We start from the raw sequence: 23,503 nt of genomic DNA, 5'->3' as shown, positions 1-23,503 counted from the left end.
TGATCTGCCTGCAGTTTTTACCAACATATCGCTTTAAAGGCTCAGGAACGGTTGCCGCCAATTAATTACAGGTAGGCATACCATATACACCTGTTCCCTTGTCGTTTTAAACAGCCCCGATTTACAAGTTTATCATTGGCCTGTTCAGTTAAATTAAGGATGGCCGCAGCCACCCTTAATTTATTTAATAACCCGGGTTTTGTTTCAGGTTACTATTTTTTTCGAGTTGTGTACGCGGTATTGGAAATATTATGCGGTTAAGATTATTAGTTGCAGAATGCGATAACCATGATTTTTTGGTAAATGCCCCAAATCTAATCATATCAGTACGCCTGTGCCCTTCCTGATCAAACTCCCAACCCAACTCATCAAGGAAACGGCCATATTGAATATCGGCGCCTCCTTCGTTAGTATTTTGATTATTCACCTGGTCTTTCAGTCCGTACGCATAGGAACTGCCTTGCTCTAATTGTATGCCTGTAACAATTGCTTTGGCCGGATTGGAAGCAAAATTACGTTGCCTAACCTGTGTAACAATAGCGGCGGCGGCAGCGGCCTGCCCGGTGCGCAACAAACACTCGGCTTTCATCATTAAAACATCCGCATAGCGAAAAATAGGAAAATCATTACTCAACCTGTTAGTAGAGCCCAACTTGATCTCGAATTTACCCAACCGGAGACCATGGACAGACTCACCTTTCTCAAGGCCCGGCAATTCATTTATAAAAGCCAGTGGCTTACCAATAAAATCGCCCTGGGCAACATAAAGCATTTGCCCTGCGGAAGTATATTGCTGGCCTTTTATCCAGTTATTGATATACCGTGCATCGCTTTGATCGAAAGTATTTATAAACTGCGGAATAGCGCATATACCGCCCCACGGAGTATTTTTAAGATTATAAGTAGCCTGATTTTCTTGTTGCAGGGTTTGCATGTGCAGGTCAAACGCATTCCAATTGTTGGTATAATCTTCATCCATAGGCAATGCGAAGATGATTTCCTTTGAACTTTGATTCTCGGTTACAAACACGTTTTTTTGTGCCGGCTCCAGCATATATCCTGCACCGGAGTTAATAACGGCATCGCATGCGGCTATGCTCTCGTTCCACCTGGGAGTGCCTGTATAAACGCCGGCATTAAGGTACATTTTGGCAAGTAGGGTATAGGCGGCCCATTTATTAAACTTGCCATAAGTAGCCACGCTATTTTCGGCGCTTAGCAGCGGGATGTTATCATTAAGCTCTTTAACAATAAACTCAAACACTTCGGTGCGCGTGTTTTGTTTAGGCAGAAAGCCTATGGGCAGGTCAAACTGTGTTACTATTGGCACATTCCCATAAAAATCGCACAGGATGGCGTAATATGATGCACGCAGAACTTTTAGCTCGGCCAGTGTTGCCTCTTTCCCTACGGTAATGGGTATCAGGCCCGATTCTATCTGAAAAATAATGCGATTACAGTTGGTAATACCGGCATAGGTTCTGCCCCAGGTTTGGTTAACTACATCGTCATCAGTTGTCCAGGTGTGTTTGTGCAAACGCTGGTAAACTCCATCATCAAACCAACCCCAGGGGCGTTTAGGTATAACCAGCTGGTCACCTGTAACTTCCTGTGCACGCCATAGGCCGTTCCAGTCAAGCAAAATAAAACGCCATTGTGAATAGCCCGCGCCAACCAGGGCAGCAATATCATCTTTGGTAGGGTTAAACTTTGTTGATATAATGGCTGTATAAGGCGTATCTTTTAGCTTGGTGCAGGCGGTAACCATCATCAGCGAAGCAAATACACCAACAGTTAAGTATATATTTTTTAACTTTTTCATTTCTAAAAATTTTAAATATTAAAAATTCATGTTTACACCCAGGGTAATTGAGCGGGTTGTAGGGTATTTGTCACGATCATCCAAACCCGGCGCAAGACCCATCCTGTTCACTTCCGGATCCAGGCCCTTATATTTGGTAAAGGTGAAGGTGTTTAATGTTGATACATAAATACGGGCGCCTTTTATATAACCGGTTTTTATGTTATTAAAGGTATAGCCAAGCGTAATGTTATCCACCTTCCAAAAATCGCCGTCCTCTACGTAATAGCTGTTAAACTCAAGCGCGTTAACCTTTAATGGCGTTTTGCCAAAAACAGGATTGTAAGCAGATTTTAAGATATTATAATTCTGGATGGCCGGATTTTCCATATACATCCTTTGCGAATTGATGATCTGGTAACCAAAAGCACCACGCATGGTTACATTTAAATCGAAGTTTTTGTAAGAAAAGCTGTTATTCCAGCCGGCGTAATATTTTGGTAAACCGTTGCCTATTACCTTTTTATCTTCAAAGCTATGTGCCAGATCATCATATTTAACAGGCTGGCCGTCCCGGCCTTCATATATCCATTTACCATCGTCGCCAATGTCAATAACCTTATAACCATAAAAATCGCCAATGCCTTTGCCAATGGTTACAATATTTGTAAATGTTTGTATTGGTATACCGGCAAAACCTGTAGTAAAGTAAGGAGTAGTGGTTTGATATAACTCGTTAGACAGGCTTATTAATTTGTTTGTGTTGGTTGAGAAGTTTACACTGGTATTCCATATAAACGTTCTTGATTTTAAAGGCATAAAATTCAACATTACCTCTATGCCTCTGTTCTCCATTTTACCTACATTAGCCTGGGTACGATCATACAGGTTTGGAGGGCTGGGTACCGAATACTCATAAAGCAACCCCGATATACGGCGGTTATAAACATCTATGCTACCGCTTATACGGTTTTTTAGCATACTAAAATCCACCCCGATATTTGTTTCGTGCTTTTCTTCCCACCTGATGAAAGGGTTAGCGTTTGTAGCCGGAACCAATATGCGTGTCCATTTACCGTTTGAATACACATAATCGGTATAATTGATCAGTGGCTGACTTAAAAACCCTGCTGAAGGCGGATTACCCGTAATACCATAACCGGCCCGCAGTTTCAGGTCGTCAAACAGTTCGCTGTCTTTCAGGAAGCTTTCTTTATTGATCCGCCATCCACCGGATACTGCCCAAAAATTACCCCAGGGGTTGTTAGCACCATATAACTGGCTGGCACCTTCATGGCGTAAACTGGCCATTAACAGGTATTTGTCTTTAAAACTATAATTTAACCTTCCAAAAAAGCTTATCAGGTTGCTTTCTGATTTGCCGCTGCTTATAGTAGCCTTTTTGTTTTTAATACCTTCGCCCAGGCCCAGGTTATTCCAGTCGAAAATATCCGTAGGAAAATCCTGGTTATCAGCATAGGAATTTGACCTTACATTTTCCTGGTAACCATATCCGCCTAACAGGGTAAAGCTGTGGTTCTTTATTGATTTAGAATATTCGGCCGTCCACTCGGTCAGCCTGTCAATAGATAGGTTTGAACTTACCGAGGCAAAGCCATTTAGGCCGTTCTTTATATTAGAGATATGCTTTTTCGATTCGGCATAGCCATCGGTTCCGTTAAATCTTGAGTAAGATGCCAGGGCCGATAACTTTAAATCGTCTATAGGGCGGTAAGTAATGGTAGCATTCATACGTGAGTTTACGTTCTCTGATTTACCATTGCTTTCATATAAAAGCGCCAACGGGTTTTCATAATCAAAGTTGCCGGGCTGCTCATAAAAGTCTCCTGCCGCGTTGCGTACCGGTTCGGTAGGGTTACGAATAACGGTTTGCCTGTATATCCAGCCGTTAAAGCTGTTTGATCCATTATTATTACGGGTATAGTTATTGGTTTGGTTCAGTATACCAATATTTATCTTTAATTTATTATCCCACATACTGTGGTTAACATCTATCCTGCCAGTAAACGTTTCGTTATCGCTCTTTTTAAAAATGCCCTGTAATGAGCGGTAATTGGCCGAGGCTAAATAATTTGTTGTACTGTTACCGCCTCTTATTGTTAAGTTGTGTACCTGTGTTACCGGCGTACGGGTTGCTTCTTTAAGCCAATCGGTATTGGCGCCCGCATCCCAGCTGGCCTCTCTCGTCCCTGCGCTGATCTGGTCACGGTAATCCTGAGCCGTCAGCATATCCAACTTTTTTGATATGACTTGTGTAGTAGCATAGCCGCTATAATCAACACGGTTGGTGTTGGTGCCTTTTGCACGTTTGGTAGTAATAATTATTACCCCGTTAGATCCTCTTACACCATATATTGCAGCCGATGAGCCATCTTTTAGCACATCAATTGATTCTATGTCTTCTGGCGCTACGGTTTTCAGATCGCCGGGGATACCATCAATAATTACCAGTGGATTTGAGTTGGCGCCTAATAAGGTAGTATTTCCGCGGAGTAAGATCTGCGTTCCGTCGGTTGGGTTGCCGCTGGGCGCGCCAACGGTGAGGCCGGCAACTTTACCCTGCAATAACTGACCGGCATCCAGCACCGGGCCCTTTACAAAGTTTTCGGCTTTTACGGTAGCAACAGAACTGGTAACATCGCCTTTCTTTTGGCTGCCATAACCGATAACCACAACTTCGTTCAATGAATTAGGCGCGGCCTTAAGCAACACATTAATTATACTGCGCCCGTTAACGGTTACTTCCTGCTGAATATAACCGACAAACGAAAATACCAGTGTGGCGTTATCATCGGGCACATTTAAGCTATATTTACCACTTGCATCTGTTTGTGCGCCTGTGGGGGTGCCTTTTATTACAACACTTACTCCGGGCATAGGCATGTCGCTTTCATCAGTTACCCTGCCGGTTATTGATCTTACCGGCATTTCAGCCGTAATTACCTGCGTCTCTTTTACGGGTGTATTATTTATTGCTTCCTTAGTTTCAACCTTGGTTAAAACAATTTGGTTACTAATTATCTCGAAACTTATACCTCTTGATTTTAGAAGTTGGGTAAGTATTTCTTCTAATTTCATTTGTGTTACGTTAACAGAGATTCCCCGCTCGTTTTCTACCAAGCTTTTGCGGTATACAAACTTCACATTGCTTTCTTTCTCGAGCTGCTTTAAAGCTGAGTTTAAACTCGAATTTTGAATAGTAAAATCAATACGCTTTTCTAAAACAGCTTGTCCTTTGCTTGGGGTAGCAAAAGATAAACCTGTAAAAACGAAGGCTAATACTAATTGAGTAAAAGTTACTTTCATAATTTTAAACCAGTCAAAATGGTTTTGTAAATAAATCTTCATACATTTAAGTGTTTCCTTTTGTGAAAAAATTGAGACATAACATACCCGTTCACCTGTTAAAGGCGTTACGCACGGGTTTAAAGATTTAGGAGTGTCTTCAGCACTCCTATTCTTTTTTCAAGAAGTTTAATGCTTTAGGTAATGGGGTTTTTATTCATACTGGTTATTTAGGTTATATGTTTATATAATAATTGGTTTATTTACTGCCTTCCAAAATAAATTCGTTTTCGTTACGAACGCTATAGGTTACATTAAGCGTAGTTTGTAAGATCTCCATAATGGCCGGCAAGTTCTCGTTGGTAAAATCAGCCTTTAAATAGTCTGAATTGATGCGTTCATCATCAGAACTTATTTTTACGTTAAAGCTCTTGCTTAAAACCTTAAATACATCCCTTAACTGTGTATTGTTAAAAGACAAGTTGGCCTTTTTCCACATACCAATGGACACATCTTTAATTTTATCATTTTTTTGCAACTGGCCCAGGTTTTTATCATAAACGGCTTCCTGGTTGGGCAACAGCATTACTTCGTTGTTTAAATCGGTTCTTGTTTCTTTTGGTACTGCAATGGCTACAGATACTTTTCCGGTTAGTACATTAACCTTCGTTGTTTTATCAGCTGTGAACGAACGGACACGGAAACTGGTACCCCATACCTTTGTAATTACGTTTCCCGAATAAATAGAAAATGGCCTGTTACTATCTTTTGTAACCTCAAAAAAAGCTTCGCCGGTTAACGTTACTTCCCGTTTTTGCCCGGTAAATTTCTGCAGATAGGTTAATGCCGACTTTGGACTCAGCCAAACTGTGCTGCCATCAGAAAGTGTAATTTTTTTTATGACACCGGCAGTGTTGCTAACCGCTTCTTTTAGGGGCTCCCGGGCATGGCTGGCTACCGTATTTGGCCTTGTACCCTGCTGTTTTACCAAAAAAAGCACCAGCAATATGGCTGCACTGCTGCTTACCCAATATATAACCGACCGCCACAACGAACGTCTGCGATCAATATCAACAACGTTATTGCTTTCGATATTATCGCTTATATTACTCCACATTAACTGCTTTAATAATTGTACTTCTTCCCGGGGTAAGGCAGAAATATCATCCAAATCGGGTTCAAATGATGCATACCAGGCGCGTATTTCGGCGATTTCCGCCTCGTTACAATCGCCCTTAAAATACTTTTCCAGAATTTCCGGTGATAGTTTACTTTTCATTAAGTGCTTGCTGATACAAGATTTTAATATTGGTTTATAATAAGATGTAACTCTGCTAAGTGTTATCCCCTACTTTTTTTGAAAAAAATTTTAAAGACGCTTTGAAATGAAGTAAAACGGACAATGAATACCTACGCGAACAGAAGGAAAAGTATTAATATGTTGATGTTTACCCGTAAATACCTTAGTGCTTTGGTAAGGTGGTTTTCAACCGTTTTTTCGGATATTCCTAAGAGTATGGCTATCTCTTTGTTGGTTTTATATTGATTACGACTTAATTCAAAAACAAAACGGCATTTATTGGGCAGTTGCGTAACCTCCTGATCAATGCGTTCTTTTAATTCTTTATACTTAAAGTTTTCTTCAGTGGAGTTATCTAAATCGTTATTTACCAGTTGCAGTAGTTCGCTGTAGTTATGGCGTACGGTTTCGGCCCTTTTATAATTTAAAACAGCATATTTTACCGATGTAAAGAGATAACCCTGTAATGAAATATTTATTTTAACCTTATTGCGGTTGAGCCAAAAGCTGGTAAAAAGGTCCTGAACAGTTTCTTTTGCCTGCTCCCTTTGTTTCAGACGTTTATAAGCAGCAGCGTAAAGCTTTAACCAATACCGATTATAAATCTCTTCAAATGCCGCAATGTCTCCCTGTTCGAACAAACTGGTTAATTCATCGTCAGAAAGTTTGTGCAACTTATTCATTCTTCAGTTTCATTAGTTAGGCGCACGGCAATAAGTGTTACAATTACAACTTATCACAAGTTACATTATTACTGCTGGATATTTATTCTTGGCTGGTTTATAGCTTATAATATTACAAGATTAAAAGATTCTTGTTAAAAAACAAATAATTTTTTAATAATTGTGTTTTTAACACTAAATATTCAATTTCAATCCAAAATTGTTCGCAAAATGTATCAAACGATAGGGGATAATGATCAGTCAGTTTCTCCCATTAAAATGATGTTGGAAGACCGGCGGTGTCGCTGTAATACTGTTGTTCTAACGGTTCTTTTTCTCAAAGACATTAAAGTGCCGGCATAGCAAAAAGAGGCAACAGGTTCATTGTTGCCTCTTTTTGTAACTGGAAGATAAGCTAATTATAAAAGTACAATACTAAAAACTGCAGGTTGCCTTAATTAAGTGACAATAGCTGCGGGCCAAATTCCTCAAAGTAGATACGCTCCTTATTTACCCCTGCGCCAACCAGGTCATGGTATTGTTTCTGAATAAATACTGAAGGGCCGCAGATAAAATAATGCGCATTTGGCTGAAGATTTAATGAGGGTATTTTATTGATGTCCAGATAACCTTCAAAAACGCCGGCTTCTTTATTTTCCTCTGTTACCTGATTGTAGAAAATATGTTGTTTTACATTGCTTTTTGTTTGTACAATTTCGTTCAGTTGGTTTTTGAATGCATGTACAGATTCATCACGGCAACCGTGGAGCCAGGTTATGGGGTGAGCATATTCATTTTCTGTAAGGCTATGTAGCATACTCATTAATGGCGTGAGACCGACCCCGCCACTTATTAGGGTAACCGGAGCGTCCATATCAGGAGCAAGGACGAAGTTGCCTGCCGGTGCAGTAAGGTCAATAACATCATTTTCATTAATAAAATCATGAAGATGGTTGCTGATCATGCCGTCAGTATCCATGTTGATGCCTTTTTCGCGCTTTACAGATATGCGGTAATACTCATGTCCCGGCGTACTTGATACGCTGTATTGCCTGGCCTGTTTCAAATTTAGCTGCGGTAAAAACAAGCGAATGCTGATAAATTGTCCTGGCTGATGCGGTGTTACTTTTCCACCGTCTGCCGGGTAGAGATAAAAAGAGGTGATTTCGGCAGATTCAACAGTTTTTTTACCCACCTTAAATGGCCGCCAGCCAGTCCATCCATTGGTTTTATTGGTCTGTTGTGCGTATAAATTAGTTTCATGCTCAGCCATCAGGCCGGCGAGCTGGTTATATGCGGCCGTCCAGGCATCTACAATATCTGAAGTGGCTGCGTCGCCGAGGACCTCTTGTATAGAGGCTATGAGTTGCTTACCCACAATAATATAATGTTCAGGGCGAACATCCAGACTAACATGCTTTTGGCCAATACGGTCAACTACCGGAAGCAGCACACTTGGATCGGCTATGTGTTCAGCATAAGCCAATACAGCCATAGCTAAAGCGGTCTGCTGCCTGCCGCTTTGCTGATTGCCCATGTTAAACATGTTCTTAAGTTCAGGATGATGGGTAAACATCCGGTTATAGAAATATTTGGTCAGTAACACACCGTTTTCTTTTAATATAGGAACGGTTGCTGTGATGAGTGTTTTTTGTTCAGTTGTCATAATAATATATTAATACCTTTTTATCTTTTATTGTTTGATAATGATCCGCGCGTTTTGATGATTGACGGGCAAAACTATACATTAAAAAAATAAAAGACAAAAATATCTTTTATTAATTTTTTTGTTATTTTTGTACTATTAAATTATGGCAATTTTTTCAAAAACATGTGAGTATGCTATCAGGGCCGTTTTGTTTATAGCACATAAAACGGCATTGGGCAATAGAGTAGGCATTAAAGATATAGCAACCGGTATTGATTCACCCGAACATTTTTTGGCTAAAATACTGCAAGATCTGAGTCGGAAGGGGCTGATCAGTTCCAACAAAGGCCCGAATGGCGGATTTTATATGGATGCGCTTGCCTTGGAACGTCCTTTAAGTGAAATTGTAGAAGCCGTTGATGGCGACAGTCTTTTTAAAGGATGCGCGCTGGGTTTAAAACAATGCTCAGAAGTTAATCCCTGCCCGCTGCATAATGAGTTTAAGGATATTCGCAATAATATTCAGCGCATGTTAAGTGATACAACCATCGGCAATTTTAACGAGGAGCTAATGAGTGGATTGCTATCACTCAAGAAATAATTGATTGCTCCCTCCGGGTCGTAACCAATAATAAAATGAACGAAACTGCAAACCATGTTGTATTATCTTAAAGGCAACAAAATGCTTCCAATAATTTTTGAATAGCGATCTCTATCGCTTTGCCTGTTCTGACTGTTTCAAAATGTACCTCTATTTATTTTTGATTTTCAGCAACTTATTTGATTTTTCAAAAATGTATCACCGGATGATTCAGCAATAAGAAACATGCTGACAGCGATCCCTGCATTATTAAAAGCCTATTTTTTTCAAGCAAGTTTTCCCCGGAAAAATATTAGGCTATATTTGCCAACTTGACAATAAATACTATGTCTCCAAAAAACAGTCCCGTTCGAATAAAAGATATTGCGTTGAAAGCAGGTGTATCTACAGGCACTGTTGATAGGGTCATTCATAAAAGGGGGAGAGTAGCGGAAGACGTTCGTGTAAAAGTTCTTAAAATCATTGACGAAATGAATTATGAACCTAATCTGATGGCACGCTCGCTGGCTTCCAAGAAAACCTATAATCTTGCTGTACTTATTCCCGACCATAAGATCGATTCGTACTGGGAAGCGCCAAAAATGGGAGTTGAAAAAGCAGAGCATGAATTAAGGCAGTTTGGAATAGTAGTTCATCAATTTGTTTTCAATCCTAATTTGGTCGAATCATTTATTGAAAAAGCTAATGAAATAACCCAGAGTAAACCTGACGGCATCTTTTTATCGCCAATATTTTACAGGGAAACATTGCCATTCTTTGAAAAGTGGAAAAAGCAGGGCATACCCTTTGTTTTGTTTAATACACAAATAGGAGATTATGACCCACTTACTTATATTGGCCAGGACTCCTACCAAAGCGGTATGCTTGCTGCCAAACTTATCCATTACGGGCAACCCAATCCCTGTTCTATTCTAATTGCACACATCGATGAAGAACCGGGCAACGCTGCCCACTTGTTGAAAAAAGAACAGGGCTTCTGTAATTATTTTAAAGGGAATGATATCGATCACCAGTATAAGATTGTAACAACCATATTGAATAAGCTGAGCGCATCATCTTTTATAAAGCAGCTTGATGAGATAATTGATAGTCATCCGGATTTAAAAAGCATATTTGTAACAACATCAAAGGCCCATCAAATTGCAAATCATTTAGAGCAAAGGCATGTTACGCATATTAAAATCATAGGCTATGACCTTTTGCAAAAAAACCTTCACTATCTTAATAAAGGCGCTATAAGCTTTTTAATCAATCAAAATCCAAAGGGACAGGGTTTTTGGGGTATTAATATACTAACCGACTTCCTGGTATTCAGAAAAGAAGTGCCCATATTAAAATATCTCCCGTTAGATATTGTTACTAAAGAAAACCTCAACTATTATTTGGAAGATTAGCTCTCCGCTGCCAGGATTCCGGCACATTACAATCTGTTGCTTTGTCATTTAGGAAATAAAATAAAATTTAATTGAAATAATTTGCATTATTCAATTATATACGGTTATTTTGATTTAGTGTGTGCGCAAACGCAGCCAATTAAACCTAAGTATTCGCACACGCATACAATTAGTGTTTACGCAAACGTTACTTAAAACCAAATTTCATGAGAAGAAGATTTACTAAAACTTATCAGAAGTGGGTTAAAGCCTGTGGGCTATTCCTACTATGTATTGGTCTGCTCTTTAGCTGGGGTAATTCCAATGCCGGCAATGTGCCGCTCGCAAAGAAGTCCGCTCTTTATGCTGCGGATATCACAGTTAGAGGAAAGGTTAGTGACAAGAACGGGCCATTGCCCGGTGTTACTGTTTTTCTAAAGTCAAATGAACGGGTCGTTACCGCAACTAATGCCAAGGGCGAATTTGCCATTACCGTTCCCGGGACCGGTACGCTGGTTTTTAAATTTGTAGGCTATCAGACGGTTGAAATTCCGGTAAACGAAAGGTCTGTGATCAACTTAACACTTGAGGAAGCAAATACCAGCCTGAATGAAGTTGTGGTTATTGGTTATGGTACAAAGAAAAGAAAATATCTTACTGGGTCGGTATCCTCGGTGGGTTCTGAAGTGTTTGAATCGCGCCCAACAGTAAATGCATTGTCTGCATTGCAGGGCCAGATTCCCGGAATGGTTATTGAGCGGTCGTCCGGTCAGCCCGGAGCGGAAGGGTTCAATTTGAACGTTAGGGGGTATTCATCAACCAATGGTGGTAATTCTCCGCTGGTTTTGATTGATGGGGTGCCTGGTGATCTTACTTTATTAAACCCTTCAGACATTCAGTCTATTGACGTATTAAAGGATGCAGCAGCAGCAATATACGGTGCAAGGGCTGCCAATGGTGTATTTATTGTAACTACAAAACGAGGAACAAAAGGTAAACCCATCGTTAGTTATAGCGCAAACGCAGCAATAGCCAAAGAGTCGGGAATGATGCAAAGCCCTACAAATTATCAAATGGCGCTTATGGATAATGAGGCAAACATTCATAATGGTTCTGCACCTATGTATACGCCTGATATGCTTCAACGAATAATAAATAATGACCCAAACCCGATAGATCATCCGCTTTATGGAGGATGGAAGCTTTTTTTTAAAAATACCGACTGGATAAAAGAGGTATTAGGGAATGGTTTTCAACAAAAGCATAATGTTAATGTTTCCGGCGGCGGAGAGAATTCTACCTATTTTTTATCAGGTGGTTATTCAGATCAGCGGGGAGTTATCAAATATGCAGATAATGGTAACAAGCGATATAACCTGCGGATGAACTATGATTATGATTTTTCAAAAAGGATACGTCTTGAAACAAAAGTTTCGGTAGAAAATCAAACCCGGACCGATATTGGCGGGGTGGGGTCTGCCGGGTTAATTACTGAAGCTATATTTGGGATGCCTAATGTTCCTGTTTATAATTCAAAGGGCGATTTTTTTGCACAGGGCGGATGGGGAAATGCGGTTGCGGAAGCTAAACAGGCTGCTACCTCTACTTTTCGTACACGTAACCTAAATACAAATTTTAAGCTAAGTGCTGATGTTTTTGAAGGGTTTAAAGTTAATCTGCAGGCTGGTGTAAACTACTCATCTCAGAATGATAATGATATTGCAAAATCAGTACCCCTTTATAATTGGGATGGCGACCTGGCTTATTATGCCATTGCAAATCCGGAGCAGAGCAGTCTTGCGCGATATAATTCAGAGACCACTTACCGTAATTTTACCGGGTACCTGCAATACAATAAAAAGCTTGGCGGTAAGCACGATATCGATTTCATGGCGGGCGCCTCGCACGAAGAAAGTAATTTTGACTGGTTTAATGCCCGAAGAGATAATTTTATAACGCAGGATGTTTGGGCGCTAAATTTAGGCGGAACCAATAATATGTCAAATGGTGGCGGAGGGACACACTGGGGTATAAATTCTTTGTTCTCGAGGTTCAGTTATGCTTTTGATAATAAATACATGCTTGAAGCTAACCTGAGGTATGATGGAAGCTCTCGTTTTGAACCAAATAACAGGTGGGGATTGTTTCCGGGCGTTTCAGTAGGATGGAGGATTTCACAGGAACAGTTTTTAAAGGATGTGAGATTTTTGTCAGACTTAAAGCTGCGGGCTTCATATGGCCAAACCGGAAACCAGGAGGGTATTGGATTATATGATTATTTGCAATTGATTAATGTGAGTGGTTCCTATCCTTTTGGCGCAGGCGGGCAAACCCAGGCCGCTTCATTAGCTGGAATGGTTTCTACTAATAGAACATGGGAAACCCTCATTAATAAGAATATAGGGCTTGATGCGAGCTTTTTTTCATCAAAACTGAATGTTTCTTTCGATTACTTTATAAAGAACAATAAAAACCTTTTAATACCGGTTACTTATCCCAGCATATTAGGGGCACAAGCGCCCTTTTCAAATTCAGGAGAATTGAAAACATGGGGTTTTGAAAGCTCGTTGGAGTATAGGGATAAAATTGGAAAGGTGAGCTATTCGGCCCGTGTTTTAGTAAGTGACGCACAAAATAAAGTTATTAATTATGGCGGAGCCGATACCTATTTCCCAGGCTTAAATACTATTCGCCAGGGATATCCGATCAATACTTATTTCGCTTATGTTTTTGACGGATTGATCAGAAATCAGCAGGAATTAACCGACTATAAAAAGCTGGGAGGAGTACCGTCAGACATAGGTATAGGCGATGCCAGGTTTAAAGATGTTAATGGCGACGGGACAATTAGCGCCTATGGTAATAGCCCTGGTGATAATGGTGATGTTACTAATGTAGGGACTATTTCGCCGAGATATAATTTCGGACTTAACCTGTCAGCACGGTATAGTAATTTTGATATCAGTATTTTCCTGCAAGGGGTTGGTAAACGAACCATATTCAGAACCGGCGAGTACTCTATTCCATGGAGCGACTGGTGGAGACAACCACCTGCATTTTATTTTGGACAAACCTGGAACGAAGACAGGCCTGATGCTAAATATCCAAGATTAAGCAATGGAAACATACGCTACTGGAACTACCAGCCTTCTACTTTACAAAAAGTAAATGGCGCGTATGCCAGGCTTAAGAATTTAGTAATAGGGTATACGCTTCCCGAAAGCGTGCTGAGAAAAACATTCCTCTCTAAAGCCAGGGTATATGTTAGCGGGCAGGATTTGTGGGAATTAGACAGCGTGCCGGGCGGATGGGATCCTGAAGCAGCACAAAGTGGCTTTAATTATCCTTTTCAAAGATTCTTTTCATTTGGGCTAGACATCACATTAAAATAACAGATCATGAAACGATTTATAAATAAAAAATATTTTTTCTTGCTGGCTATTGTAGTGATTGCCGGCTGCAAAAAGGACTTGAACCTCACACCTAAGGATCAGCTTTCAGATGCATCTTTCTGGAAAACCTCCGGAGATTTTCAGTTGTCAGCAAACAACTTTTATTACGGGCTGCAACAAGCGCCGGAGTATATAGATAATAATTCCGATATCGCTTTTGGATCAGGGGCCAATCCGGTAAGTAATGGTTCATACCTTCCTTCAGCATCTTCAGATTTATGGAATTCTTGTTATGAACAAATTAGAGGTGTGAATTATTTACTACAAAAAGCACCAGAATCTAAACTTGGCTCAGCTATAGACAGGTGGGTAGGCGAGGCATCGTTTTTTAGGGCTTATAATTACTGGCGGTTAGTAAAAGCCTTTGGTGGTGTTCCTAAAATAGATAAGGTTTTGGATGTGACTTCTAAAGAACTGTATACACCGCGTTCAACTCAAACAGAAATTGTCGACTTTATATTGAGTGACCTGGATAATGCAATAAGCAAGCTACCTAAACAAAGCGAGTTAACAGAAAATGAAATGGGCCGTGTTACTCAAGGGGCAGCATTGGCGCTAAAAGCCAGGGTTGCGCTTTACATGGGCACCTGGTCAAAATATCATAATGAAGGTGAACCCATAAAGTATCTTAAGGCTGCTTCTGATGCTGCTGAACAGGTAGTTGCTTCAAACGAGTACGCTTTATATGCCGGAAAAGGGGCCGACAGCTATAAATACCTTTTTATTTTGCAGGGGGATGATAGCAAAGAAGTTATTCTGGCAAGAAGGTATTATGCTAACCGAATTGTACATAACTGGACTAGGGAGTTGTGGTTTAATGCAATGGTACCTACAAAAAACCTTGCCGATTTATATCTGTCAAAAGACGGGCGCCCAATCACGCAGTCGCCTTTGTTCCAGGGGTACAATACGCTTGTCAGTGAGTTTCAAAACAGGGATCCAAGGATGGCAATGACATTTATCGTTCCGGGAAGCACTATATTTTTTGAGGGTGGTTTAATGCAGCCTACCTATCCCGGCTTTACAGGTTCAAATGCTACCCATACCGGGTATATGCTAAGGAAATTTTTAGATGAAACCATAGAAGCCGCAACCTTTCAGGGAGCATACGATTTTAAGGAATTCAGGTATGCCGAAGTACTGTTAATTTTGGCAGAAGCGCTGTATGAGCAACAAGGGGCAATTTCTGACCAGGACTTAAACCGGACAATAAATGTAGTAAGGAGCCGGGTTAATATGCCTGCCCTTACCAACGCTACCGTTAGCGCGTATGGCCTTAATATGTTAGCTGAGATAAGACGCGAGCGTACTGTAGAACTGGCTTTTGAAGGTTTTCGCAGGGATGACCTACGGAGATGGAAAACAGCGGAAACCGAATTGCCCCAGGCATTAAAAGGTGTTAAATTTGTGGGGACAGAGTTTCAGCAAAGATATCCAGATCTAAAGGTAGGTACTGACATTCAAGTAGATGCAAATGGATTTATAGTAGCTGAGCCCGCTGGTGCACGTAATTTTATGCCAAAACACTATCTTGATCCAATTCCTTTGCAGCAAGTCCAATTATCAAACGGAACACTTGTACAAAACCCGGGCTGGTAAGCTCAATAAACTTAGCTATTAAAATATAATGAGAAAAAAAATATTAATTACTTTATTATCGCAATTGTTTGCAGTACTTGCAATTGCCCAGCAATTTAAGGGGCAGGTTGATGCTTCATTGATGCCTGTTTTAGGTGTGCATTATCAACCTGAATTTACCTTTGACAAACCACTTGATCCGGCGAAATGGGTTTCGCAAAAAGGCTTTCATACCGGCTTTGGCTCAGCCGAAGAACTGTATTTTAGAGCAGAGGTACCGATGTTGCCAAAAGAATCAGAATCCTGGTCTGCTACCGGGTGGAAAGGCGAACGGCTGAACACCCAAGTATTAGTTTGGTCGGCAGATACCTTACAGCAGGTCCGGTTTAAAGTGAACAACCTGGTGAATGATAAAGGTAATGTAATAGACAAAAGTAATATAAGCCTTAATATGGTTAGATATGTGCTGGCCAACTATCCCTACGGAGCATATGACGTGGTTTGCGGCGACTCGCCTTACAAAGGCGGGTTCTTAATGCCGGACCGGTTTGAAACATTTGATCGTTTTGATGTGCCGGGAAACACGGCCAGGCCGGTATGGCTATCTGTAAACTTGCCTCAAGGTGCCGCACCAGGCAAATATAAAGGCATTGTTGAGGTGACTGCTAAAGGCTTTAATACCAAGCTGGAAATAAATGTTACTGTACAGAATCAAATCCTTCCACCTCCGCATGATTGGAAATACAGGCTTGACCTATGGCAAAATCCATGGGTGCTTGCCTGGGATAACCATCTGGAACCATGGTCTGAAGAGCATAAACTATTGCTGAAAAAGCATTTAAAACTATATGCTGATGCAGGCGGAAAATATATTACAACCTACGCGGTACATTCTCCCTGGGGCGATAATTCCTATACTATAGAGGGTGGGATGATTGAACCGGTTAAAAAGGCGGATGGCTCATGGAAATTTGACTACAAGATATTTGATGAATACGTAGAACTGGCCATGAGTGTAGGGATTGATAAAGCAATTACAGTGTATACACCGCTTCCATGGGGAAACAGGTTTCGTTACATGGATGAAAAGACGGGCAATTACATTACCGAGATTTGGCCGCCTACATCTGAAAAATTTAAAGCTTACTGGGATTCATTCCTGAATGATCTGCAGGCGCATCTGAAAAAGAAAGGCTGGCTTGAAAAAACTTACATTGGCATCAATGAGAATGCTTTAGAAGAAACTTTGGCGGCAATTAAAGCGGTTAAAGACAATTCATCAAAATGGCGTATCACCTACGCAGGCAACTGGCATCCCGAACTGGATGGTCTTTTAGATGATTATAGTTTTCTTGCGGGTCAGGAATCATCTATGGATGTGGTGAAGGCACGTTCTGCAAAAGGGTTTTCAACAACCTACTATGTTTGCTGTAACCCTCCAAAGCCAAACAACTTTCTTTTTTCGCCACCTGTTGAAGGCCGGTGGATAAGCTGGTATGCCTCGGCGTATGGTTACGATGGCTTTTTACGCTGGGCATACGATGCGTGGACACAGGATCCGATACGGGACGCACGTCATGGAACGTGGGCTGCCGGCGATTGTTACCTGGTGTATCCGGGCGCTAACAGCGGCATCAGGTTTGAGAAATTAAGAGAAGGAATTGTTGATTACGAAAAAATAAGGATACTGAAATTGATGGCCTCAAAGTCTGCTGATAAAAAAAGTAAAGATTTAGTACAGAAACTGGAGGATCACTTAAAAACCCTTACCGGTGAGCGCGATTTTAAAGAAGATAAGCTAAAGACGGATATTTACGAGGGGCAAAAGATCATCAAAGAATTAAGCGACCGGTTGGCACGTAAAAATTAAATTTACTAATGAGATTAACAATTTTAGCGATTTTAATTACAGTTGGTTTTACAAATCATAGCATCGCACAAAAAAAACGGTTGCAGGTAATTAACAGGGAACATAAGGGTATAATATTAACCCATCAATTAACACCGTTTGGGCCTGTTCCAACAGCTTTTGATCCAAGTGGGGTATACCCATATGTTAGTTATTGTGAAACATCTAACAGGCCGGTACCCGTAAGCTATAATTTTATTGTTCTGGAGAATGAACAAATTAAAGCTACTATTTGTCCGGATCTGGGAGGTAAAGTTACATCCATGATTTTAAAAAAATCTGGTAAAGAGGTATTATATGTCCCTGATGTTATACGCCAAACCCGCATCTTACCAAGATTTTATTTTGTGGCAGGGGGGATAGAAGTGAGTTTTCCGATATCACATTCACCAAGCCAGAATGAAAAGCTGAAGTATAAAATCGATAAAATTGCTGATCGTACCTATGTTACATGCGGGGAGAGGGAGTTACGCTTTGGCATGCAGTGGTCGGTTGAATATTCATTAGGCCCCGAAGACGACTTTTTAACAGAAAGGGTTGTCTTTTATAACCCGGGAACCGATGCTTATCCGTGGATGTCATGGTCAAACGCAGCAATGCCTTCGGCACCTGATACCCGCTTTTATTTTCCCAAAGGAAAAGTGCTTTCCCATGCTTCAAAAGTGGATACAATAGATTGGGAGAAGCAGGGCCCGCGCAAACAGGCGGATATAAAAGAGATGACAGGATATTTTTGGGAAAGCAGAGATGCAAATGTTTTTGGTGCCTATACACCATCATCCGGAACAGGCTTGTATCATGTAGCCGACCAGAAAATTTCGCCCGGGATGAAATTATGGAGTTATGGCGCCGAGAAAGATACCTCATGGTCGTTACTCAGCACAGCGAAACAACAACAGTATATTGAAATTCAGGGCGGCCCGATAGGGAACCAATCAATAAAACTGGAGCTGGGTCCAAAGCAAACCAGATGGCATACCGAATTTTGGATACCGTCTGATCAGGCCCTGGATATTTACAAATTGAAAGTTCCGCAAATTTCTTTAAGGCCCGTTAAAAACATACCACTATTTGAATGGGCCAGGGCTAATGATGTTGATGTTTGGCTGGCATTAAGCAACGCTTTTTACCATAAAACCCCTTTGCCTGCCCCGCCTGATGCAGAACGGAATAATTGGCCGCTATCAGGTATGGAAAAACTGGATGAATGTTTTAAATGGGCTATTTTAAAATCTAATAGTTTAAATGCTGATAAGTGGCGGTTTTACTATGGCACATGGTTAGCGGGAAGAGGCAAAATAGATGAATCTATTTCCGTGCTTTCTGCCTCAAACCAAGGATTAGCAAAGGTGCTTTTGGCAAGGCTATATAAACAAAAGGGCGATTTAGCCGCTGCACGTAAAGCTTTTGACGCAATAACGGAACCATGGGTGCAACTGCATCCGCAGGTAATTGTTGAAAGAGATAAGGTTTTAAGAAGTATTGGCAGCCAAACCATTAACGAACGCGAAAAATGGTTGGGCCAGGTGGGTGCGCTAAAAGATGAATGGATCATTGAAAGAAAGGTGCAATTATTAATTGACAAAAATTCTCCCCAGGCAGCTAAGGAATTGCTTTTATCTGTTCCTTTTCAAAAGGTGCATCAAACCTATAACCGGACAAATTTATGGGTGCAGATATGTAAAAAATTGAATGTTCCCTTTTTGCCTATTCCTGAACAGTTAGGTGAAGATCAACTGGCAAGATTTGGTGCCTATCGCGAATATGAATGACAGGCATTTTCTAACCAGATGATTGATACGCTGATAGCTGTCATATAACCCAACTATTTTAGTTAAAATAAAGAAGAATTGAACTTTACAAATATTATATCAAAGTTCTGCATAGATGCGGATCTGTCTACAATTATGCCCTATGGTTCAGGGCATATAAATGACACATTTTTCATTCAACATCGAAGTAAACACTTACCTGGGTATTTGTTGCAACGGGTTAATCATAATGTGTTTAAAGATGTCCCCTCGTTGATGAGCAATATACACCTGGTGACCATGCATTTAAAAAGTAAGCTTAGCGAAGCTTTGGCGACTGATGATACAGATGTGTTGTCATTAATAAATACTGAGGATGGCCGGTATTATTATCATGATGACGCGGGCAATTACTGGCGGATGTATGGGTATATTGAAAATACTAAAAGTATTGACCAGGTAGAATCCAGCCAACAGGCATATCAGGGGGGAAAGGCCTTTGGCGTATTTCAAACTTTACTGTTTGATATGGATATTGATCTGCTGCATTATACCATTCCGGATTTTCATCATATCGGCAAACGTTTGTCCCAGCTAAATGAGGCTATACAAACTAATCCGCAGAATCGAAAAAAATATGTGGTTAGCGAAATAGAATTTATTATGGAGCGAACTGAGCGTATGTTGACCCTTCAGAAGTTGGCAGAACAGGGAAAAATACCTTTAAGGATAACACATAACGATACCAAATTTAATAACCTGCTTTTTAACAATGATAATAAAGTAAAATGTGTCATCGATTTGGATACGGTTATGCCAGGTTATGTAGCTTTTGATTTTGGGGATGCTATCCGTACAATTATAAATACAGCGCCGGAAGATGAGAAAGATCTTGATCAAATCAACCTGAATATGCCTCTGTTTAAAGCTTTTACTGAAGGATACTTAACTGCAACGGCCAGGTTTTTAACACAGGATGAAATAAAATCACTTTCATTAGCGGTATTATTATTCCCGTACATGCAAGCTGTGCGTTTCCTGACGGATTATTTGAACGGCGATGTTTATTATAAAGTACAGTTTTCAGAACATAATCTACAGCGGACGAGGGCACAGCTGCAATTGCTTAAAAAACTTGAAGAGCAGTTTGCAGAGATAGAAGAATTTATTTCAGCTACTGCTAGTCTCGCCTTAAAAAGCGATATAAATACTAACAGCAGTGCAACAGCTTAATATATTTTCTTTGCCATTGGGGCCAGGCATTGGTGATATTGATCAGGTATCTAAGGCATTAAGCAAAATAGAACGACATCAAATACAATTTGTTTGCTGGCCGGAATTCGGTTACCAGCCTGATGTTGCTTTTGCCATTGCATATAACGGGACAAATATCCTTCTGAAATATTTCGTCGAAGAAAGTGCAATAACTGCTATCCACAGGGCCACCAATGGGCCGGTGTATAAAGACAGTTGTGTTGAGTTTTTCATTGCTTTTAACAATGAAGAAGAATATTACAACCTTGAATTCAATTGTGCAGGATCATGTCATATCGGATTTGGGGGTGAAAGAGAAAACCGAATTGAAGTACCTGTTGATCTTGTAAAGCAAATAAAATATCAGGCGTCTTTTCATACCGGGCATAATTCAGGGTCAGATTTAATAAAATGGGAATTGAGCCTGATAATACCGATCAGCGTTTTTCAGTTTCATCAATTTACATCATTTGAAAATATTTGGTGCCGGATAAACTTTTACAAGTGTGGCGATGATCTGCCACAACCACATTATTTATCATGGTCAAAAATATACTCAACTATTCCTAATTTTCATTTACCCGAGTTTTTCGGTAAAGCGTTGTTTGCAGAGGACATAAAGATAAATCAGGCCTGAGATAGGATTGGTCTAATGATTTGTTTTTCGCGTTCATGATCATTCATTTTTCAAATTCATCGGGTTTTATCTCGGGTTGCCCGGTTTCATCTGGCGGCACTTCCTGCGGTAAATTATCCGGCGCCTCCTCTGGCGTTTGTGGTTCGCCCGGATCCCTGGGCTGCTGAATATCGGGCCGTTCGGGCTGCACGGGCATTTCTTCGGGTTCCTCCGGCATGGTTTGATGTTTCTTGGGCATAACAACGTCTTTAAAAAGACTACCCATCACAGGCAAAATTGTTTACAAAAAGTTCTTTAACTGATGCTTTAAATTGCCAAATTAAGCATGTCGCTTAACCTTATTACAAATTCTCTATCGCCACTCTTTGATAAAGGCAGTAAACGCATCTTTATATTGTTCGGTTACTTGTATGGTTGTGTCCCCAACCTGAAGGGTATTCTTTGTAACGGATTTGATAGCACTCCCGGCAACAATAAATGATCTGTGAATACGAAGGAAGCCTGCGGAAGAAAGCTTTTCTTCCAGGCTTTTTAAGCTCATTAACGTAAGCAGGGGTTTATCCTGGTTTTTCAGGAAGATTTTTACATAATCTTTCAAACCCTCAATATAAAGTATCTCGTTGATGTGAATTTTGACCAGCTGATAATCGACTTTTAAATAGATGTAGTTTTTCTTATTCTCAACCGGCGACAAATCACTGCCCGTGTTGTTATTTTCCAAAAGAACAAAATAGTCATAAGCTTTAGTGGCGGCTTTGGTAAAATCAACAAAACTGAAGGGCTTTAACAAATAGTCCAGCGCATCAACTTTAAAACCCTCCAGGGCATATTGGTCATACGCTGTTGTGAAAATAATTCGCAACGTTTTTTTTCTGCCTGTTTGCTCAATGATCCTGGCCAATTCTACACCACTCAGGTCGGCCATACGGATATCCAAAAATATGAGTTGCAGTTCGCTTTGCTCATGGATAGCCCTTAATGCATCAATTGCATTAGCAAACGTACCTGCTAATTTAAGAAACGGTGTTTGCTCAATATAGGAGCTGACCAATTTGAGGGCCATCGGTTCATCATCTACCGCTATACAGTTAATTTTCATTTCAATTTTAACGTTAAAACTACCGCATAATCTTTGGTATGAATATCATTGGAAATATCCAAAGTATACCGACCGGGGTATAGCAGGTCCAGCCTGCGTTTCGTATTTGCAATGCCAATTCCGTTGCTTTCTTCCAGGTACTTTGCTTTTTCTTTAAAAAGGGAGTTTTTTACCTCCAATCTTACCGTATTTGCCGATTGACTTATGTCTATATAAACATAACTGGGATTGACAGAACTAATACCATGCTTAAATGCGTTTTCAATAAAAGGCAGGAATAACATGGGAGCAAGGTCATAGTTTTTCAGATTCGCCTGCTTTTCAAAAATGACCTGAACATTGTCAGTCAACCGCAACTTCATTAATTTGATATAATCTTCTACAAACTTTATTTCTTTTTCGAGCTCGGTGAGGTCGTTTTTGGTTTCATAGATCACATACCGCATCATATGGGATAAGGTATAAATAGCATCCTTTGAAGCAGCGGTGTTGCTATCTGCCAGTGCGTAAATGGTATGTAATGTATTGAAAAAAAAGTGTGGATTGATCTGTGCTTTTAATAAGGATAGCTCGGTAGTGACCTTGTCTTTTTCAGTTGCCTGGAAGGCAGCCTGATCTAACTTGATCTTTTTAGAAATTGCGATTATAGAGCTGATACCGAGCAATACCAACACCGATATAATAGTCCAATAGTTGTCATGACTATTGTCCTTTGATGCTTTCTTATTAAAGATTTTGAGTATAGCTTCTTTAGACCCGGTAACATCATCCAGCCAATTGTTTAAATAAACAACCGAAACAAGAATGACGATAAGTATCAATAGAAATACCGCTATTTTATTTTTGTATAATAGCTTCGGCGCCAAAAAGAGAAAATTCAGGTAAAACAGGCCTGCCCACACCATGTGAATGAGTATCTGTTTAACCCAAAATTCGCTCGGGAGCTTAATTGGCCAGGCTAACGGGAATAGCATAAGCGCTATTAAGCCGGTTACAATATAAAAGTGCACCGAAAAGAAACCTTTCTTTAAAACTGCAAGAACCATGTAGGGGTTTTTATTGTAAAAGTAGTATAAAAAAGTGCGTTTTGTTTCTCAGGCAAAACGCACCATACCGTTTTAAAACAGTAATC

At 40.4% G+C, this 23,503-nt stretch carries 16 protein-coding genes; 8 read left to right on the top strand and 8 right to left on the bottom strand.

From position 1 onward, the window contains the following. Positions 1-184: 184 nt before the first annotated feature. The 5 genes from WC743_RS20370 to hmpA form a co-directional block, all read right to left on the bottom strand. Entirely contained in the window at positions 185-1,822 is a 1,638-nt protein-coding gene (locus tag WC743_RS20370) for a RagB/SusD family nutrient uptake outer membrane protein (RefSeq protein WP_373015018.1), read from the bottom strand. Positions 1,823-1,840: 18 nt separating this feature from the next. Beyond that, positions 1,841-5,128 (bottom strand): SusC/RagA family TonB-linked outer membrane protein, encoded by a 3,288-nt coding sequence (locus WC743_RS20365; RefSeq protein WP_373015016.1) that lies wholly within the window; start codon positions 5,126-5,128, stop codon positions 1,841-1,843. Between the two features lie 238 nt (positions 5,129-5,366). Continuing rightward, positions 5,367-6,386, bottom strand: coding sequence for a FecR family protein (locus tag WC743_RS20360; protein WP_373015014.1), 1,020 nt, complete (start codon positions 6,384-6,386; stop codon positions 5,367-5,369). A gap of 131 nt (positions 6,387-6,517) precedes the next feature. Next, complete coding sequence (locus WC743_RS20355; protein WP_373015012.1) at positions 6,518-7,090, bottom strand: RNA polymerase sigma-70 factor; 573 nt, start codon at positions 7,088-7,090, stop codon at positions 6,518-6,520. Between the two features lie 433 nt (positions 7,091-7,523). After that, positions 7,524-8,735 (bottom strand): NO-inducible flavohemoprotein, encoded by a 1,212-nt coding sequence (gene hmpA, locus WC743_RS20350; protein WP_373015010.1) that lies wholly within the window; start codon positions 8,733-8,735, stop codon positions 7,524-7,526. Between the two features lie 145 nt (positions 8,736-8,880). Here hmpA and WC743_RS20345 point away from each other — a divergent pair, with 145 nt between their 5' ends. The 8 genes from WC743_RS20345 to WC743_RS20310 all read left to right on the top strand — a co-directional run bounded on the left by WC743_RS20345 (position 8,881) and on the right by WC743_RS20310 (position 21,272). Next, positions 8,881-9,318, top strand: a complete 438-nt coding sequence (locus WC743_RS20345; protein WP_373015008.1) for an Rrf2 family transcriptional regulator — start codon at positions 8,881-8,883, stop codon at positions 9,316-9,318. 326 nt (positions 9,319-9,644) lie between these two features. Beyond that, the gene (locus tag WC743_RS20340; protein ID WP_373015006.1) at positions 9,645-10,712 is read left to right on the top strand and encodes a LacI family DNA-binding transcriptional regulator; all 1,068 of its coding nucleotides are present in this window, start codon (positions 9,645-9,647) and stop codon (positions 10,710-10,712) included. Positions 10,713-10,918: 206 nt separating this feature from the next. Beyond that, the gene (locus WC743_RS20335) at positions 10,919-14,083 is read left to right on the top strand and encodes a SusC/RagA family TonB-linked outer membrane protein (RefSeq protein ID WP_373015004.1); all 3,165 of its coding nucleotides are present in this window, start codon (positions 10,919-10,921) and stop codon (positions 14,081-14,083) included. Between the two features lie 6 nt (positions 14,084-14,089). Then, positions 14,090-15,742, top strand: coding sequence for a RagB/SusD family nutrient uptake outer membrane protein (locus WC743_RS20330; RefSeq protein WP_373015002.1), 1,653 nt, complete (start codon positions 14,090-14,092; stop codon positions 15,740-15,742). 28 nt (positions 15,743-15,770) lie between these two features. Next, positions 15,771-17,591: a glycoside hydrolase domain-containing protein gene (locus tag WC743_RS20325; RefSeq protein ID WP_373015000.1), complete on the top strand. Its 1,821-nt coding sequence runs from the start codon at positions 15,771-15,773 to the stop codon at positions 17,589-17,591. Positions 17,592-17,599: 8 nt separating this feature from the next. After that, positions 17,600-19,402: a DUF5107 domain-containing protein gene (locus tag WC743_RS20320; protein ID WP_373014998.1), complete on the top strand. Its 1,803-nt coding sequence runs from the start codon at positions 17,600-17,602 to the stop codon at positions 19,400-19,402. 78 nt (positions 19,403-19,480) lie between these two features. Next, positions 19,481-20,614 (top strand): phosphotransferase enzyme family protein, encoded by a 1,134-nt coding sequence (locus tag WC743_RS20315; protein WP_373014996.1) that lies wholly within the window; start codon positions 19,481-19,483, stop codon positions 20,612-20,614. Further along, a complete protein-coding gene (locus WC743_RS20310) occupies positions 20,601-21,272 on the top strand; it encodes a carbohydrate-binding family 9-like protein (RefSeq protein ID WP_373014995.1) in 672 nt (223 codons plus the stop codon). The genes WC743_RS20315 and WC743_RS20310 overlap by 14 nt, the downstream gene beginning before the upstream one ends. Before the next feature lie 43 nt (positions 21,273-21,315). Here the strand turns inward: WC743_RS20310 and WC743_RS20305 are convergent, their stop codons facing one another. The 3 genes from WC743_RS20305 to WC743_RS20295 all read right to left on the bottom strand — a co-directional run bounded on the left by WC743_RS20305 (position 21,316) and on the right by WC743_RS20295 (position 23,417). Further along, the gene (locus WC743_RS20305; protein WP_373014993.1) at positions 21,316-21,510 is read right to left on the bottom strand and encodes a hypothetical protein; all 195 of its coding nucleotides are present in this window, start codon (positions 21,508-21,510) and stop codon (positions 21,316-21,318) included. A gap of 114 nt (positions 21,511-21,624) precedes the next feature. After that, positions 21,625-22,371: a LytR/AlgR family response regulator transcription factor gene (locus tag WC743_RS20300; RefSeq protein WP_373014991.1), complete on the bottom strand. Its 747-nt coding sequence runs from the start codon at positions 22,369-22,371 to the stop codon at positions 21,625-21,627. Continuing rightward, positions 22,368-23,417 carry a sensor histidine kinase gene (locus WC743_RS20295; protein WP_373014989.1) on the bottom strand — a complete coding sequence of 350 codons (1,050 nt, stop codon included), beginning with the start codon at positions 23,415-23,417 and terminating at the stop codon, positions 22,368-22,370. Before WC743_RS20295 ends, WC743_RS20300 begins: the two co-directional genes overlap by 4 nt. Between the last annotated feature and the right edge of the window lie 86 nt (positions 23,418-23,503).

Origin of the sequence: Mucilaginibacter sp. (assembly GCF_041660805.1) — a bacterium.
Lineage (GTDB): Bacteria > Bacteroidota > Bacteroidia > Sphingobacteriales > Sphingobacteriaceae > Mucilaginibacter.
The sequence above is the reverse complement of the archived record's forward strand: the minus strand, read 5'-3'. Positions and strand labels throughout refer to the sequence as shown.

What these genes read in the sequence shown, in the direction of transcription:
- WC743_RS20370 (WP_373015018.1), bottom strand. Translation starts at nt 1,822, where the DNA reads ATGAAAAAGTTAAAAAATATATACTTAACTGTTGGTGTATTTGCTTCG.
- WC743_RS20365 (WP_373015016.1), bottom strand. Translation starts at nt 5,128, where the DNA reads ATGAAAGTAACTTTTACTCAATTAGTATTAGCCTTCGTTTTTACAGGT.
- WC743_RS20360 (WP_373015014.1), bottom strand. Translation starts at nt 6,386, where the DNA reads ATGAAAAGTAAACTATCACCGGAAATTCTGGAAAAGTATTTTAAGGGC.
- WC743_RS20355 (WP_373015012.1), bottom strand. Translation starts at nt 7,090, where the DNA reads ATGAATAAGTTGCACAAACTTTCTGACGATGAATTAACCAGTTTGTTC.
- hmpA (WP_373015010.1), bottom strand. Translation starts at nt 8,735, where the DNA reads ATGACAACTGAACAAAAAACACTCATCACAGCAACCGTTCCTATATTA.
- WC743_RS20345 (WP_373015008.1), top strand. Translation starts at nt 8,881, where the DNA reads ATGGCAATTTTTTCAAAAACATGTGAGTATGCTATCAGGGCCGTTTTG.
- WC743_RS20340 (WP_373015006.1), top strand. Translation starts at nt 9,645, where the DNA reads ATGTCTCCAAAAAACAGTCCCGTTCGAATAAAAGATATTGCGTTGAAA.
- WC743_RS20335 (WP_373015004.1), top strand. Translation starts at nt 10,919, where the DNA reads ATGAGAAGAAGATTTACTAAAACTTATCAGAAGTGGGTTAAAGCCTGT.
- WC743_RS20330 (WP_373015002.1), top strand. Translation starts at nt 14,090, where the DNA reads ATGAAACGATTTATAAATAAAAAATATTTTTTCTTGCTGGCTATTGTA.
- WC743_RS20325 (WP_373015000.1), top strand. Translation starts at nt 15,771, where the DNA reads ATGAGAAAAAAAATATTAATTACTTTATTATCGCAATTGTTTGCAGTA.
- WC743_RS20320 (WP_373014998.1), top strand. Translation starts at nt 17,600, where the DNA reads ATGAGATTAACAATTTTAGCGATTTTAATTACAGTTGGTTTTACAAAT.
- WC743_RS20305 (WP_373014993.1), bottom strand. Translation starts at nt 21,510, where the DNA reads ATGCCCAAGAAACATCAAACCATGCCGGAGGAACCCGAAGAAATGCCC.
- WC743_RS20300 (WP_373014991.1), bottom strand. Translation starts at nt 22,371, where the DNA reads ATGAAAATTAACTGTATAGCGGTAGATGATGAACCGATGGCCCTCAAA.
- WC743_RS20295 (WP_373014989.1), bottom strand. Translation starts at nt 23,417, where the DNA reads ATGGTTCTTGCAGTTTTAAAGAAAGGTTTCTTTTCGGTGCACTTTTAT.